The organism is Alkalibacterium putridalgicola (assembly GCF_040959045.1).
In the GTDB taxonomy this organism is placed as follows: domain Bacteria; phylum Bacillota; class Bacilli; order Lactobacillales; family Carnobacteriaceae_A; genus Alkalibacterium; species Alkalibacterium putridalgicola.
In genome coordinates, this window is record NZ_CP162615.1 from 507,362 (window position 1) to 523,362 (window position 16,001).

The 16,001-nt window shown below is 44.9% G+C and carries 12 protein-coding genes; 11 read left to right on the plus strand and 1 reads right to left on the minus strand.

Annotation, left to right across the window (positions count from 1 at the left end):
• Nucleotides 1-25: 25 nt before the first annotated feature.
• From AB4027_RS02630 to aspD (AB4027_RS02640), 3 genes are all read left to right on the plus strand, one after another.
• A complete protein-coding gene (locus tag AB4027_RS02630) occupies nucleotides 26-1,984 on the plus strand; it encodes a prolyl oligopeptidase family serine peptidase (protein ID WP_368645869.1) in 1,959 nt (652 codons plus the stop codon).
• Between the two features lie 145 nt (nucleotides 1,985-2,129).
• Nucleotides 2,130-3,728: an aspartate 4-decarboxylase gene (gene aspD / locus AB4027_RS02635; protein ID WP_368645870.1), complete on the plus strand. Its 1,599-nt coding sequence runs from the start codon at nucleotides 2,130-2,132 to the stop codon at nucleotides 3,726-3,728.
• A gap of 200 nt (nucleotides 3,729-3,928) precedes the next feature.
• Nucleotides 3,929-5,509: an aspartate 4-decarboxylase gene (gene aspD, locus AB4027_RS02640; RefSeq protein ID WP_368645871.1), complete on the plus strand. Its 1,581-nt coding sequence runs from the start codon at nucleotides 3,929-3,931 to the stop codon at nucleotides 5,507-5,509.
• Between the two features lie 182 nt (nucleotides 5,510-5,691).
• Here aspD (AB4027_RS02640) and glmS read toward each other — a convergent pair whose 3' ends face one another.
• Nucleotides 5,692-7,500: a glutamine--fructose-6-phosphate transaminase (isomerizing) gene (gene glmS / locus AB4027_RS02645; protein ID WP_368645872.1), complete on the minus strand. Its 1,809-nt coding sequence runs from the start codon at nucleotides 7,498-7,500 to the stop codon at nucleotides 5,692-5,694.
• Nucleotides 7,501-7,922: 422 nt separating this feature from the next.
• Between glmS and AB4027_RS02650 the strand changes: the two genes are divergently transcribed.
• The 8 genes from AB4027_RS02650 to AB4027_RS02685 all read left to right on the plus strand — a co-directional run bounded on the left by AB4027_RS02650 (nucleotide 7,923) and on the right by AB4027_RS02685 (nucleotide 15,966).
• The gene (locus tag AB4027_RS02650; RefSeq protein WP_368645873.1) at nucleotides 7,923-8,459 is read left to right on the plus strand and encodes a hypothetical protein; all 537 of its coding nucleotides are present in this window, start codon (nucleotides 7,923-7,925) and stop codon (nucleotides 8,457-8,459) included.
• Between the two features lie 220 nt (nucleotides 8,460-8,679).
• Complete coding sequence (locus tag AB4027_RS02655; RefSeq protein WP_091489248.1) at nucleotides 8,680-9,081, plus strand: hypothetical protein; 402 nt, start codon at nucleotides 8,680-8,682, stop codon at nucleotides 9,079-9,081.
• 175 nt (nucleotides 9,082-9,256) lie between these two features.
• On the plus strand, nucleotides 9,257-9,817 hold the full coding sequence (pth, locus tag AB4027_RS02660; protein ID WP_368645874.1) for an aminoacyl-tRNA hydrolase: 561 nt from the start codon (nucleotides 9,257-9,259) through the stop codon (nucleotides 9,815-9,817).
• A gap of 22 nt (nucleotides 9,818-9,839) precedes the next feature.
• Nucleotides 9,840-13,406, plus strand: coding sequence for a transcription-repair coupling factor (gene mfd / locus AB4027_RS02665; protein WP_368645875.1), 3,567 nt, complete (start codon nucleotides 9,840-9,842; stop codon nucleotides 13,404-13,406).
• Nucleotides 13,407-13,439: 33 nt separating this feature from the next.
• Complete coding sequence (locus AB4027_RS02670; RefSeq protein WP_368645876.1) at nucleotides 13,440-14,504, plus strand: MazG nucleotide pyrophosphohydrolase domain-containing protein; 1,065 nt, start codon at nucleotides 13,440-13,442, stop codon at nucleotides 14,502-14,504.
• Nucleotides 14,491-14,757, plus strand: coding sequence for an RNA-binding S4 domain-containing protein (locus AB4027_RS02675; RefSeq protein WP_091489253.1), 267 nt, complete (start codon nucleotides 14,491-14,493; stop codon nucleotides 14,755-14,757). Before AB4027_RS02670 ends, AB4027_RS02675 begins: the two co-directional genes overlap by 14 nt.
• A gap of 213 nt (nucleotides 14,758-14,970) precedes the next feature.
• On the plus strand, nucleotides 14,971-15,414 hold the full coding sequence (locus tag AB4027_RS02680) for a septum formation initiator family protein (protein WP_091489255.1): 444 nt from the start codon (nucleotides 14,971-14,973) through the stop codon (nucleotides 15,412-15,414).
• 117 nt (nucleotides 15,415-15,531) lie between these two features.
• A complete protein-coding gene (locus tag AB4027_RS02685; RefSeq protein ID WP_091489257.1) occupies nucleotides 15,532-15,966 on the plus strand; it encodes a S1 domain-containing RNA-binding protein in 435 nt (144 codons plus the stop codon).
• The last annotated feature ends 35 nt before the right edge of the window (nucleotides 15,967-16,001 follow it).

Below are 16,001 nucleotides of genomic sequence, written 5' to 3' on the forward strand. Positions count from 1 at the left end.
TTAATCAATGAATGGAGATGTGCAATTGAAACCGATAACAAGTGAAAGTTTATTTGATCTTAAAAATGTCTCGCAGCCTCTCGTACACGGGGACCGGTTATTTTATCTGGAAACGCGGACAGATAAAGAAAAGAACAGCTATCTGACTTCGGCTTGGAGTCTTCAACAAAAGACCCGCGAGCGAGTGCAGTGGGTAAGTGAAGAGCTGAACCCTTCTCAACTGGAAATCAGTCCGAATGAAAAATGGCTGAGTTTCCTATCTGCTGGAGAAGGAAAAAAACCTCAAGTGTTCATTATGCCTCTGGAAGGCGGAGGAGCGACGCCGATAACAGATGAAAAAGAGGGAGTCAGCACGTATGAATGGACGAGCAATGGCGCTTCGGTCTATTATCAGACTTCTTTTAAAGAAGAAGAGGAAGAAGATAAGACAGATGAGGCAGAATCCAAAAAATTCAAACCTAAACCCATTACTAAACTTCAGTATAAAATGGATGGCCAGGGTATCACTGATATCGAAAAAACCTATCAGGTGAAAAAACTGGATGTCGCATCTAAAAAGGATTCAGTCATCTTGGAGAAGGACCGTCCATTCAGACTTCAGTATGTCTCAAAAGACGAAAGTTTTCTGCTCTTTGTCGATAAGCTTGATCCGGATAACGAATGGGTCTACGGAGCTAGTGTCTATGAATATGACATAGCTAAGGAAGAATCACAACTGATCACCAAAGATATCCCAAAAGGAAGTTTCTCATTTGAAGCTGTCAATGAAACCGAAAATGTTTTCTTGTTTACAGGAAATGATTTTTCTCATGCTTTCGTTACCTTGAACAAGGTATTTGGCTGGAACCGGAAGGAGCGTACCTTCAAGGAACTGTCAGCAGAAGACAAATATGTCGGCGATGTCGTTATCGGTGACTTCCAGCAGAAAACGAACGGTTTTCCACTGGTGTGGCTGACGGATGATACGTTTGTTTACCCGGTTACGGAAGAAGGTAAACTGCAGCTTTACAAAGGAGATACGGAAGGAAACAACGAACGGGTCTTCGGTAAAAAGATCCATCTGACTGATGGGGCGCTTATTGAAAATAATAAATTTGTCGTCACCTATTCTGATCTTAATACACCGAGTGTTCTTGCTGTATTGGACATAAACAGTGGTCGGCTCGAAATCGTCTATGATCCGAACAAGACTTTCTCACAAAAACATGCCTATGCTGAAATCGAGGAGTTCTGGTATAAAGGAGCCGACGACTGGGACATCCAAGGATGGTACGTGTCGCCCACTGACAACAAGAAGGACCATCCGGCGATCCTCTATATTCATGGCGGACCACAAGTATGCTACGGAGAAACATTTTTCCATGAAATGCAGCAGCTTGCTAGTGAAGGCTATGGGGTGATCATGCTGAATCCCCGAGGCGGGAATGGGTACGGTCAGGAATTTGTCGCTTCCATTTTGGGTGACTACGGAAACAAGGACTATGAAGACTTGATGCTTGGGACAGATCATATCCTGAATGATCATCCAGAAATAGATCAGGAACGGGTCTTTGTGGCTGGGGGAAGTTACGGCGGATTTATGACTAACTGGATCGTCGGCCATACTGACCGGTTCAAAGCAGGCGTGACACAGCGCTGTATCTCCAACTGGCTCAGTTTCTATGGAACCAGTGATGTGGGTGCCTTCTTTGTTGAATTCCAGCTTAAAAAAGAGGTGAAGCAGGCCCAGGATCTGTGGAAGATGTCTCCGCTGGCTTATGCAACCAACATCAAGACCCCGCTGCTGGTCATCCACGGGGAAGAAGATCTGCGCTGCCCGCAGGAACAGGGTGAGCAAATGTATACGGCAATGAAGAAACAAGGGGTGGATACAAAAATGGTGCTTTATCCAAAATCCAGCCATGGCTTGTCACGTGCCGGACTGCCGCATCTTCGTCTCGACCGGATGGAAGAAATCAAATCCTGGTTCAAAAAATATAACTAATAGATAGGACTGAGGCTGGGATTTATCCCGGTCTCTTTTTTACTGGATCCTGATAAAAATGCTTCTGTCAGGACAATGACAACTGGCTTTGATATACTTTTATAAACTGGAAAAATATGACCGATTCGATATGGGAGTGAAAAGAGTGAGAGCTGATATTGAGAGCCTGAATCCGTTTGAGTTGAATGTTTATCTTAAAAAGAGTGTAAATGATGAGGATGAATCAAAAGAATGGTTGAATGCCGGTAGAGGGAATCCCAACTGGACTGCTTCCGTACCGAGAGCGGCTTATTACTTGCTGGGAGAATTTGCTACAAATGAAACACTGGATCAGGAAGACGATATTATCGGCAGTAAAATAAAGGACAAAAAGGGCAGAGTCGACCGGTTCCAGGATTTTCTGGACCAGAAAACATCTAAAGGATCCTCCTTTTTGAAAGACGTGTGGGATAACGGCGAACACCTGCTGGGAATGAAAAAAGAAAAGTGGCTGACCTATATCCTTGATTACATGATCGGTGACAATTATCCCTATCCAGTCCGCATACTCACAGCATGTGAGCAGCCGGTCAAGCACTACATGCATCATGAACTGTTTGGAGCCAGACCTGTTCCTTTTGATGTGTTTGCTGTAGAAGGCGGAACGGCAGGTATTGTCTATCTCTTCGAGTCTCTAGTGAATAATCATTTGCTTGAACCCAAGGACACGATCGCTCTGATGATCCCGACCTTTGCACCGTATCTTGAGATTCCTGAACTGCCGGAATATGGATTCGAAACGGAATACATCAAATCCGAACTGATGGAAATCGACGGGAAAGCAAGCTATCAGTTTTCAGAGGCAGAACTGGATCGTCTGAGAAATGATGACATCAAAGCCGTCTTTGTTGTCAATCCGAGTAATCCGACCGCCAATGCGATTTATGATAAAACGATCGAACAGCTGAAAGATATCGTACAGAGGGATAATCCAAATCTCATGATCCTGACGGATGATGTTTACGGCACGTTTCTGGATGATTTTACTTCATTGTTTACGTCGCTGCCCTTTAACACGGCCTGTATCTACTCCTATTCCAAATACTTCGGGGCAACGGGATGGCGCGTCGGAACCCTGGCTTTATCTGAAGAAAATATTTTTGACAAGCGTCTGAGCGAGCTGCCTCAAGCCAAGAAAGAAGAGCTTGACAAACGTTATGGGCCCATTTCATCCAGCCCGCGGGATCTCTTGTTCATCGACCGTCTGGTTGCAGACAGCCGGTCTGTGGCTTTGAATCATGTGGCCGGACTCTCTGCACCGCAGCAAGTGATGATGACCCTTTTCAGCTTGTATTCGCTTGTCGATAAGGAAGACGAGTATAAAAAGAAGGTGATGGAGATGTGTTATGAAAGACAGAAACTTCTCTATGATGCTCTGGATCTGACACTCCCCCTCAAAGAGCTTGACACGGCCTATTACAGTGAAATCGATTTTGCTTTATGGCTCAAAGATAGGTACAGCACTTCCTTTAAGACCTATATTGTTGAACATCACACCATGACCGACCTGATCGCCAAACTCGTTCAGGAAGAGCGGCTGATGCTCTTGAAAGCTGATGCGTTCGGATCAAGTACGTGGTCTGTCAGAGTGTCGCTGGCTAATCTGGATACAGAGGCCTACGCAGAAGTTGGCCGGCGTATCGTAAACATGATGGACCGGATGCATGGAGAATGGAAAGAAGTAAGAGCTGCAGATAATGCATAGGATGAGACGGATGCTCGTGAAAGAAGTCTTTAGATATTAACGTCTCTTTTTTACAAACAAATGAGAATACTCTAAAACTCTGATAAGGACGAGGCGCTGAACTATGTTTTCTGAAAAGTGTTTGTTATACTCACTTACGATCATAGATCATGATAGTAAACCAATACCTGACAAACACAAAATCTTATAGGAGTGGAACCTTGAAGCAAAACCTAGAAAGTCTGAGCCCCTTTGAATTAAATCTATATCTTGAAAGCCGAATGACACATCAGGAAACTAATAAAGAATGGCTGAATGCCGGAAGAGGTAATCCGAACTGGACAGCACCGATTCCCCGCGAAGCTTACTTCCTGTTAGGGGAATTTGCGACCAGAGAAACAATGCGTAAAGAAAAGCAGTCCATTGGAACAATGATCAAGGGGAAAACTGGACAGGCTGAACGGTTTGAAGCCTTTATCGATCAGAAGGATTCTCCGGGAGCAGAGCTTTTACAGGATATTTGGGAAAATGGGTCACACTTATTAGGCATGCCAAGAGAACAATGGCTGACACACATGCTGGATTATACCATAGGAGACAATTATCCTTATCCGGAACGTGTACTGACCGCATGCGAACAGCCGATCAAACAGTATCTGCACCATGAACTCTTTAATTCAGCCACTGTACCGTTTGACATTTTTGCGGTCGAAGGCGGGACAGCCGGAATCGTCTATACCTTCAAGTCACTGGTAAATAACCACTTGCTTGAACGCCATGATAAAATAGCGTTGATGATACCGACTTTTGCCCCATATATGGAGATCCCGGAGCTTCCGGAATACGGCTTTGATGTTGAATATATCCGTTCAGAACTAATGGAGATCAATGGACAGAGAAGTTATCAGTTCTCAGAATCGGAACTGGATCGTTTGAGAAACGATGAGATCAAAGCGGTTTTCGTCGTCAACCCAAGTAACCCGACAGCGAATGCCATTTACAATGATTCGATCGAGCAGCTGCAGGACATCGTGAAAAAAGACAACCCGAACTTGATGATCCTTTCCGATGATGTTTATGGGACGTTTTTAAAGGATTTCACATCCTTATTCACAGCTATCCCATATAATACAGCTTGTATTTACTCGTATTCCAAATACTTCGGTGCTACCGGATGGCGCGTAGGGACGATCGCGCTGGCTAAGGACAACATCTTTGATGAACGTCTGCGCGAACTCCCTGAGTCTAAAAAAGAAGCTTTGGATGAGCGTTACGGTACGCTGACTTCAGAGCCACGGGAAATATCGTTCATCGACCGTCTAGTCGCCGACAGCCGCTCAGTCGCTCTGAATCATGCAGCCGGCTTATCTGCACCGCAGCAGGTCATGATGACCCTGTTCAGTCTTTATGCCCTGCTGGATGAAGAAGATGAATACAAGCAGGAAGTCATGGACATCTGTCAGACAAGAGGCGAGCTTTTATATGAGTCGCTCGAGATGTCTATCCCTTATAAAAGTCTGAATACAGCTTATTATTGTGAGATCGACTTTGACTGGTGGCTGGAGAAACGTTACGGACGTGCCTTTAGATCTTTCGTTCAGGAGACATGGACGATGACCGATATCGTCGCTAAACTGGCTGAGGAAGAACAGCTGATGCTCTTGAAAGCCGAGGCGTTCGGATCGAGTAAGTGGACCGTGCGTGTCTCGCTGGCCAATCTGGAAACAGAAGCCTATAAAGAAATTGGTACACGTGTCTCAGATATGATGGACCGTATGCACAGTGACTGGAAAAACAGCTGAATATAAAAAAAGAAAAACATGCGCAAATCGGCGCATGTTTTTTTGTCAGAAAAATCAGGATATGAGGAAGGGAGCAGGACTGACGATGATCTTTCCATGAGTCAGTCAGCCCTGCGTTCAGCTTAAATTAAAAACGCTGCCTCCCACAGAAGTGAAGGCAGCGTTTATGCGTGTTCTATTCTTTATTCTACAGTAACTGATTTAGCCAGATTACGTGGTTTATCCACGTCATTTCCGCGGTGCAGACTGCAGTAATAAGAAAGCAGTTGAGTCGGGATAACGCTGACTAGAGCAGAGAGTAACGGATTGACATGCGGGATCACGATCTGATCACCTGGGCGGTTCAAGCCGTCCATTGAAATGACCATCGTATGGGCTCCGCGTGCCTGTGTTTCCTGCAAGTTTCCTCTGGTGTGACCAGCCACACCTTTTTCCGTCACCAGCGCGATAACTGGCGTACCTTCTTCGATCAAAGCGATCGTACCATGCTTCAGTTCGCCGGCAGCAAAACCTTCTGTCTGAATGTAGGAAATTTCTTTCAGCTTCAGGGCCGCTTCCAATGCGACATGATAATCCATACCACGTCCGATATAGAAGGCGTTTCGGGAAATGCTCAAGTAATCAGCGGCAAGTTCTTCGATTTTCTCTTTATCATCGACGATAGCCTGCATGGCATTGGCGACGATACCGATATCATGCAGCATGGTCCCTTTTTTTATAAGGCCTTTACTTATGCCGACCACTTCGCTGAGGATAGCTAATACAGCAATCTGGGCTGTGTAGGCTTTAGTGGAAGCGACAGCTATTTCAGGTCCGGCATTCAAGAGCAGCGTGAAATTGGATTCGCGAGACAGGGTCGAGCCGGAAACATTAGTTACAGTCAGTGATGGATGCCCCAAAGCGTTTGTCTTAACAAGTACCTGACGGCTGTCTGCTGTTTCACCACTTTGAGAAATAAAGATAAAGAACGGTTTTTCCGAAAGGAGTGGTGTGTGATAACCGAATTCACTGGATACATGAACTTCAGTCGGAATGTGAGTCATGGACTCGATAAGCTGTTTACCGACCAGACCGGCATGGTAACTTGTACCCGCCGCAATGATGTAGATGCGGTCAGACTCCAGCATAGTATCAACGATCTCCTGATCCACGGTCAGTTTGCCGTTTTCATCCTGATATTTCAGTAATAATTTACGCATGACAGCTGGCTGTTCATCGATTTCTTTCAGCATGTAATAAGGGTAAGTCCCTTTTTCCAGATCATCTGAATCGATTTCAGCTGTGTAGGCATTGCGGTCGATGATATCACCGGAATAGTTTTCGATGACGAGAGACTCGCGGGTGACTGTTGCGACTTCTTTATCCATCAGTTCAACAAACTGATCGGTTTCTTTGATCATCGCCATAGCGTCGCTGCAGATAACATTGAAGCCGTCACCTTTACCGAGCAATAGCGGACTTTTGTTTTTAGCTGCAAATATAACATCAGGATTTTCGCTGTCCATCAAGGCGATCGCGTAAGATCCTTCTAAAGCAACGATAGCTTTTTTAAATGCATCGATGGGTGCAAGATCTTCTTCTTCCACGAACCAGGCAATAAGCTGAACAATGATTTCTGTATCCGTATCACTCTTCAGGTCGATATCTCCTAAGTACGCATCTTTAACTTCCTGATAGTTTTCAATAACGCCATTATGCACAATAGTGAAGCGTTCACTGAAAGACTGGTGCGGATGAGCATTACGTACACTTGGGGCGCCGTGAGTAGCCCAGCGTGTATGACCGATACCAGCCGTTGCCTCCACTGAAGCATCTACTTTTTCACGAAGTGCAGCAATTCTGCCTTTTTCTTTAAATAAATATCCTTCGTGCGCTTTATTCTGTACATAAATACCAGCTGAATCGTAACCTCGGTATTCCAGCTTTTCTAAACCATGTAATAATATGTCTTTAGCATCTTTTCTTCCAATATATCCTACAATTCCACACATTGATTTTTCCACCTTTCAGAGAGTCGGTTAAATTTTTATTGGTATAGACCTGGAACAATGATTGTCTGATGGGTCTTTTTGATTAGCAATACTATAATAACGGTATTTAAATGTAAAGTCAACAGAATTAAACATTCGGTTATTATCGTAGTGGTATAGTCGGATGATCTTGATCCATTCCTCAAAGTTCCTTATTGAAAATGAGCGCAATGTAATAATGATATAAGTGTATGAAGAGATAGTCAAGCTTTTGAATCACTGAATCGCAGATATACGTACAGGTTTCCAAATGTTGTCACACCGCGTTCAAATTATTGTGCACTACTTTTTTATATGGTATGATATCCACGAATGAAAAAATGTTCAATTTATTATAATCGTTTAATAATTTGGGCGAAAGAACATAGGAGGAATGTTTCAAAATGGATTACAAAAAAATAGTGAGTTTATTAGCGGTTTCTGCTTTTGCTTTAGCTGGGTGCGAGACAGATGAAGCGGAAGATGTCGAGCAATCTGTTGAAGATGTAGCAGAAGAAACGGAAGATGTCGTCGAAGAAGGAGCGGAAGAAACAGAAGAAAGTGCCCATGACATTATCGATGATATCGGAAGCGATCTTGATTATACATCACCTGTCGAGATGGAACTGACCGGCGGTTCATGGTCTGAAGATGGATATATCTTTACACCGACAGACGGCGAAGCGACAATTAACGGGACAGCCACAGCTAGTGAAGAGGTGGAAGAAGTTTTCGCTTTTGTTATAGAAGACGGTGTAGTCTTTGAAAAACCGGAAGTGACAGAAGGAGAATTCACCTTTACTGTCAGTGCTGAAGATGCTGAACAAACGTTTCAGATAGGTGTTTCGGGAGAGGATTTATGGGAAGTCGGGGACGAAGCTGACGCAGAAGAATTAGTCAGATACGAAGACGTCATTATTCCTGCTGCCCAAGCAGAGTAAAAATGTAGTGAAAAGAGGCCGAGTTTTTTTCGGCCTCTTTTGTGTCTTATATAGAAGCTGATGATTCTGCAGCAGGAGATGGATTTAACAGGGGCACATTATGCCGGTTATATGTTTTTCAATGCCCTTTGTTCTTTATATTCATTGTTTCTTAAGATTTATCCTGTATACTGTTGTGTGAACCGTGAAATCAAAGAATTTTATTGAAGGAATGAATGAGATGCAATGGATAAGTAAATTGATGTTTTACATGAAAGGCCGATATGGATATGATGAACTATCAAAAATGCTGATTCTTGTCGGACTGGTACTGAGTATATTCAGTAATTTCACTGGAGGGTTCCTGCTGAACATGCTGGCCTTAGCCTCGATCGCTTTTGGAGGACTGCGTGTGCTGTCCAAAGAAAAAGGCAACCGGCGTAAAGAACTTCAACAGTATATGAAGTGGAAACAGTCTGTTTTATCCCGTTACAGAAAATACAGAAACCGCTGGATCCAGAGGAAGGCTTTCAAAATCACTAAATGTCCCAGCTGCAAACAGAAGATAAGGATTCCGCGCGGCAGAAAAAAAGTACGTGTCACCTGTCCGTCGTGTCAGAATAAATTTATCAAAAAAACCTAGTCTCTACCAAGTGGGTTCGAGATCAAAGATATGATATAATAGTAGAATAACAATAAAGACTGGACGTAACCGTTCAGCTTTTTTGTATGTTCAGGATTAATTTAAAAGACAAGAAAATCATAAGGCAAACGGATCCGTTTACCTTATAGATGAGTGAAACGATAAGGAGAACACAATGAAATTAATTATTGGCTTAGGCAATCCCGGGGGAAAATATGCAAAAACGAAACACAATATAGGGTTTATCACACTGGATGAGATTGCTTATCAGAAAGGCTGGGCGTTCAACCGGTCAAATTTTGAATCGGTCTATGCAGAAGGTATGATCGGTTCGGAAAAAGTCACCTTGATCAAACCACAAACCTATATGAATGATTCGGGACGTGCAGTGAGACAGTGGCTTGATTATTATGATTTAACGGAAGAAGACATGGTCGTCATCTATGATGATATGGATCTGCCGACAGGAAAAATAAGATTGAGACAAAAAGGCGGAGCCGGCGGTCACAATGGCATCAAGAGTATGATCGATCATACGGGGACAAAAAAATTCAATCGCCTGCGTATCGGAGTCGGACGTCCCTTTGAAAATCAGTCGGTCGTTTCTCATGTCTTGAGTCCTTTCCATAAATCGGATCACGAGGATATGCTGTTCTCGGTCAAGAAAGCAGCCGATGCAGCCATTTACTGGGCTGAAGGCCATACCTATATGGATACTATGACTCAGTTCAATTGAGTAGAAAAAGGAGTTGAACAGCGTGTCACACTTACACACATTTTTAAGTAACAAGCCTTCGGTGCAGGAGGTATTCAGTACACTGACGGATCAGAGTCACCAGCTGGTCACGGGGCTTGCGGGCTCTGCCCGAACGCTGCTGCTTCAGGCGATGCTGGAAGAAAAAAAGAAACCGATCGTTGTCGTCACTCAGAATCTCTATCATGCTAATCAGATGATTGCTGATCTGACTGGGCTGGTTCCTGACGAACAGCTTTTTCTATTCTCGGTCGATGATATGATCCACGCTGAAATGGCGATCGCCTCACCGGAAGCACGGGCTGACCGTGTCAAGGCGCTGGATTTTCTTTTAAAAGGAGAACCGGGAATCGTTGTGGTCCCGCTTGCCGGAGCACGCAAGATTCTGCCGGACCCTAAAGTGTTCAAAGACGCCGAACTGACTTTTTCATTAGGCGATGAAGTGGAACTGGATGACATCACATTGAAGCTGACTGAAATGGGCTACCGGAGAGAACAGAAGGTGGCGGCCCCTGGCGAATACAGTATTCGCGGGGGCATCGTCGATGTCTACCCGCTGACTGAAGAACAGCCCGTACGCATGGAATTATTCGATGTCGAAGTGGATTCCCTGCGTTATTTTGATGCAGATACACAGCGGTCGAGCCACAATGTCGATCAGGTAACGGTCATCCCGGCTTCAGATGCGCTGCTTCCCGTCGATGAGAAAGAAGAGATACTCAAGCGTTTTGACAAAGCCTTCACACAGTCAATGAAGAAGATGAAAGAAGAGGACCGGAAAGAACAGCTGACACAGAGTGTGACGCCGGTCATGGATGCGATCAGAGAAGAGTCTTATATTGAAGAACTGGCAAAATATACGGACCTCTTGTACACGGATAAGGCAACGGTCATCGACTATGCTTCTGGCGATGCGGTTTTAGTCATGGATGAATATCCGCGGATCCTCGAAAACGAAGCACGTCTGGATGAAGAAGAAGCCGAGTGGGTGACCAGTCAGTTGTCCAGCGGTACGATCCTGTATGATCAGGCGTTTTCTGTTCCTTTTAGAGAATCACTGAAACACGCTTACCAGCCGCAGATACATTTCGCACTGTTTCAAAAAGGCATGAAAGGACTGAAGCTGAACGCGATCCATGCATTCCAGTACCGCACGATGCAGAAGTTCTTTGGACAGATGCCGCTCGTAAAAACAGAGATGGAACGCTGGAAGAAACAGAACTATACTGTTGTGGTCATGACGGACAGTGAAGAACGGGCCGAAAAAGTCCATCAGACACTGCTGAACTTCGAGATCAAAAGTGTGCTGTCCAAAGACGGGACGATCGAAGCTGAGAGGGTACAGGTCATCACGTCAAGTGTCCAGACCGGCTTTGAACTGCCTCAGCAGAGACTGGCTGTTTTGACTGAAAAAGAACTGTTCAACCGGATCCCCAAGAAAAAGCCCAGACGCCAGAATATCAGCAATGCTGAACGGCTGAAAAGTTATTCGGAACTTGAAAAAGGCGACTACGTGGTTCATGTCAATCACGGGATAGGTCAGTTCATGGGTATGGAAACGATGGAGATAAACGGCATACATCAGGATTACTTGTCTGTTGTATACAGTGATACCTCTAAACTGTTTATTCCGGTGACCCAGCTCAATCTGCTTCAGAAATATGTATCTTCTGAAGGGAAGACACCGAAACTGAACAAACTTGGGGGAACGGCCTGGGCGAAGACGAAAAACCGCGTAGCCGCTCAAGTTGAGGATATTGCCGATGATCTGATCGAGCTCTATGCCGCCAGAGAAAGTAAGGTGGGCTACGGCTTTTCACAAGACGATGCCTACCAGCAGGAATTTGATGATGCGTTTCCTTATACGGAAACGGATGATCAGCTGCGCTCTATCCATGAAGTGAAAATTGATATGGAGAAAAAGAAACCGATGGACCGTCTGCTTGTTGGCGATGTGGGATACGGAAAAACAGAGGTAGCGATGCGTGCAGCATTCAAAGCCGTACAAGACGGCAAACAGGTCGCCTTTCTGGTCCCCACGACCGTCCTTGCTCAGCAGCATTATGAGACCATGATCGAACGGTTCGTGGATTTCCCTGTCGAGATCGGACTTTTGAGCCGTTTCAGAACAGGGAAGCAAATCAAAGAAACGGTGAACAGATTAAGAAAAGGACAAGTCGATATCGTCGTTGGGACCCACAGGGTTTTATCCAAGGATATCGAATTTCAGGATCTGGGTCTTCTAATCGTTGATGAGGAACAGCGCTTTGGTGTGAAACACAAAGAACGGCTGAAACAGCTGAAAAACGAAGTGGATGTCCTGACGCTTACCGCGACACCTATACCGCGTACGCTGCATATGTCGATGCTTGGAGTCAGGGATCTGTCTGTCATCGAAACGCCGCCGGCCAACCGTTATCCGGTACAGACTTATGTCATGGAGATGAACGGTCCGGTCGTTCAGGAATCGATTCAGCGGGAACTGGCCCGAGGCGGTCAGGTGTTTTATCTGCACAACCGCGTCAGCACGATCGAACAGCGGGCAGATGAACTGCAGCAGCTCGTGCCTGAAGCGCGTATCGCTTATGCGCATGGTCAGATGAGCGAGAACCAGCTGGAGAACGTTCTTTATCAGTTCATCCAGGGGGAATTCGACCTGCTGGTGACCACGACGATCATTGAAACCGGCGTAGATATACCGAATGTCAATACACTGATCGTTGAAGACGCGGACCGGATGGGTCTGTCACAGTTGTATCAGTTACGCGGACGGGTCGGACGAAGCAGCCGCATCGCCTATGCCTACTTCATGCATCAGCCGAACAAAGTGCTGACGGAAGTAAGTGAAAAGCGTCTGCAGGCGATCAAAGATTTCACCGAACTGGGATCCGGCTTCAAGATCGCCATGCGTGATCTGGCGATCCGCGGTGCAGGGAATCTGTTAGGCCAGCAGCAGCATGGCTTCATCGATAGTGTCGGTTTCGATCTGTACTCACAGATGCTGTCTGAAGCAGTAGCCAGAAAACGCGGAGATAAGACGCAAGCCAAGACCCATGTCGAAATGGATCTGTCTCTTGATGCGTATCTTCCAGGCTCATATGTGGAAGATGAACGGCAGAAAATCGAGCTTTACAAGCGGATCCGTCAGTTCTCCTCTGAAGAAGACTATGTCGAACTGCAGGATGAACTGATCGACCGCTTCGGCGAGTATCCTCAGTCGGTAGCAGATCTGCTTTCAGTCGGACTGCTCAAAATGTACAGTGAAACAGCTCTGATCGAAACGATCAAACGAGAGAATGCCACAGTCTCTGTGACCTTTTCGGCTGAAGGGACACGAAAATACCCGCTCCCTGAAGTGTTCAAGGCGCTAAAAGATATCCCGATGAAAACAGACATGCAGTCAGAAGAGAAACTAGCCATCGACTTTAAACTTACGAGACGCATGAATGACAATGAATGGCTGGATGCTCTGGTTCTATTTTCAAAAAACTGTGCAGAATACCGCATGGAAAAGGAAAAGCAGAACGAGGATCAGGCTTCGGCAGATGAGTCGAACGTATCAGAAGAATAAATGAGTGAACGTTCGGTGGGACAGGAGGAAATGATGCATACCATACATGTCGTAGGGCTCGGTCCGGGAGACAAGGACCAGATGCCGATTAAAATAGAGAAAAAAATCAGAAAAGCACCACGTGTCTATTTGAGAACAGAAGACCATCCGGCAGTAAAGGAATTAAAAGCAGAAGGCATAACGTTCAAGTCCTTTGATTATCTTTATGAAGAGATGGGCAAGGATTTCGAGAAAGTATACGCAGCCATCGTAGATGAACTCATCTCGCTGGCAGAGGAGGAAGAGATCCTTTATGCGGTGCCCGGTCATCCGATGGTCGCTGAAAAAACAGTAAAAGATCTATTGGACAAGTACTCGGAGGTCAACATCGTCGGAGGAAAAAGTTTTATCGACGACCTCTTCCAGTCTGTTCAGGTCGACCCGGTCGAAGGCTTTCAGCTGCTGGATTCCTTTGATCTGAATCAGGACACGCTGAATACGGGTCAGCACGTCATCGTCATGCAGGTGTTCAACGCCTTGATGGCCGGGGACGTGAAACTGACGCTGATGGAAAAGTATCCGGATGATCATAAGGTTGCGGTCATTGATGCAGCCGGAAGCAGCCAGGAAAACATCAGTTGGATGCCTTTATACGAAATCGATCGCTTTGAAGGGGTCTACAACTTGAGGTCTTTGTATATCCCGCCGCTTGAGTTGGATGAACAGGTCACATCTCTTTCGACGCTTCAGTATTATATCGATAGAGTCACTGATACCGACCAGGGTGATGTGTGGATCAAAGAACAGTCGGCTCGGTCGCTGATCCGTTACCTGAAAGAAGAAACGCAGGAACTGGTCGAGGCTATCGAAAAAGATGACAGCGAGAACTGGATGGAAGAACTTGGAGATGTTTTAGTCCAGCTGTTATATCAGTCCAGTATCGCTGAAAAAGAAGGCCGTTTTACCTTTGAAGATGTACTTGAAACAGTGAACAGAAAAATCAGACGCCGTCATCCGCATGTGTTCGATGGCGTAAAGGCTGAAACACCTGAAGAGGTGGATGCCTTATGGCAGAAAATAAAAGCGGAAGAAAAGAGGGAAAACGATGAGACTCGATAAATTTCTTAAAGTATCACGCATCATCAAGAGACGTTCAGTAGCTAAAGAGATCGCAGACAAAGACCGTATCCAAATCAACGGGAAAACAGCCAAATCATCCAGTCAGGTGGCTGTCGGCGATGAGCTGACGATCCATTTCGGCAATAAAACAATGATAGTATCTGTGGATGATATCAGGGATACGACGAAAAAAGATGAGGCAAAGAACTTATACACCGTCATAGAAGAGACCTTTAAGCAGTCGTATGAGTAAAAAGTAAAAGGATTAAAGGAAACAGAGCTGCTTGATCAAAAAAGAGTGGCTGACAATCAGAATAATGGATATCTGACGACCTGCGAACAAAATGAGTCGGATGTCCATTATTCTGTTTTTTATTTACGGCTGGTTCTTTTCATTGGTTGGGTTTATTGCTATACTTTAGTCAATCAGATTTGAGTAAGAGAATGGAACCGAGGGGGATATGATATGGATAAAAAGAAACAGAGTGTTACACGCATGGAGAATCCATACATACAACATAAAACGCTCGAAAGTATCAGAGAATTCAAATACAAAAGAAAATTAAAAAGACGGATGCAGCTGATCGTGGCTGCAGGCATCATGCTTATTCTGCTGGTCGGGAGCGGACTGGTCAGGAATTATTACACGCTGCAGAAGCTGGAGGATCAGAAGGTACAGGCTCAGGAAGAACTGGAGTCCCTGGATCTGCGTCAGGAAGAACTGGAGTATTATATCGGTCTCCTGGAAGATGAAGAATATGTTGCCAAGCTGGCCCGCAGTGAGTATTACTTGACCAAAGATAATGAAATAGTGTTCAGTTTTCCTGATGACAGAAACCCGGATCATACCGAGGTGACGGAAGAAGAAGCAGCCGGTTTTGAAGAAGAAGAAACAGGGAATGAAGAATAAGTGGCTGGATCACGAACATTAATCGAAAAAAATTCACAAAGATTTCATTAATCCTTTATTCTTTATTTTTAACATGCTATAATTAACTCAAATTATTTAGGAGGCAACATAGAAAACATGTCAATTGAAGTTGGAAGCAAAGTAGAAGGAAAAGTTACGGGTATTGCTAATTTTGGTGCATTTATCGATCTGGGCAACAACAAAACAGGTTTAGTGCACATTAGTGAAGTCTCAGATAGTTACGTTGAGAACATCAACGAAGAATTAGAAGTCGGTCAAACCGTTACAGTCAAAGTCTTATCTATCGCCGACGATGGAAAAATCGGGTTATCTATCCGTAAGGCTCAAGAGAAACCTGCAGCTGAGGCTTCCAAGCCAAGACCATCATCAAACAGAGGACGTCCAAGTTCTTCAAACAAACGTCCGGCAGCGAAAAAAGATGATTTCGATTCACTGATGAATTCATTTTTGAAAGACAGTGAAGATCGTTTGACATCTTTAAAACGCCATACTGAAAATAAACGTGGCGGCCGCGGTGGTCGAAAAGGTTAATTGGACATTAATATCAGATAGAATAAAGGGTTTAG

What these genes read in the sequence shown, in the direction of transcription:
- glmS (WP_368645872.1), bottom strand. Translation starts at nt 7,500, where the DNA reads ATGTGTGGAATTGTAGGATATATTGGAAGAAAAGATGCTAAAGACATA.
- AB4027_RS02680 (WP_091489255.1), top strand. Translation starts at nt 14,971, where the DNA reads ATGGATAAAAAGAAACAGAGTGTTACACGCATGGAGAATCCATACATA.
- pth (WP_368645874.1), top strand. Translation starts at nt 9,257, where the DNA reads ATGAAATTAATTATTGGCTTAGGCAATCCCGGGGGAAAATATGCAAAA.
- AB4027_RS02675 (WP_091489253.1), top strand. Translation starts at nt 14,491, where the DNA reads ATGAGACTCGATAAATTTCTTAAAGTATCACGCATCATCAAGAGACGT.
- AB4027_RS02685 (WP_091489257.1), top strand. Translation starts at nt 15,532, where the DNA reads ATGTCAATTGAAGTTGGAAGCAAAGTAGAAGGAAAAGTTACGGGTATT.
- AB4027_RS02650 (WP_368645873.1), top strand. Translation starts at nt 7,923, where the DNA reads ATGGATTACAAAAAAATAGTGAGTTTATTAGCGGTTTCTGCTTTTGCT.
- AB4027_RS02670 (WP_368645876.1), top strand. Translation starts at nt 13,440, where the DNA reads ATGCATACCATACATGTCGTAGGGCTCGGTCCGGGAGACAAGGACCAG.
- AB4027_RS02655 (WP_091489248.1), top strand. Translation starts at nt 8,680, where the DNA reads ATGCAATGGATAAGTAAATTGATGTTTTACATGAAAGGCCGATATGGA.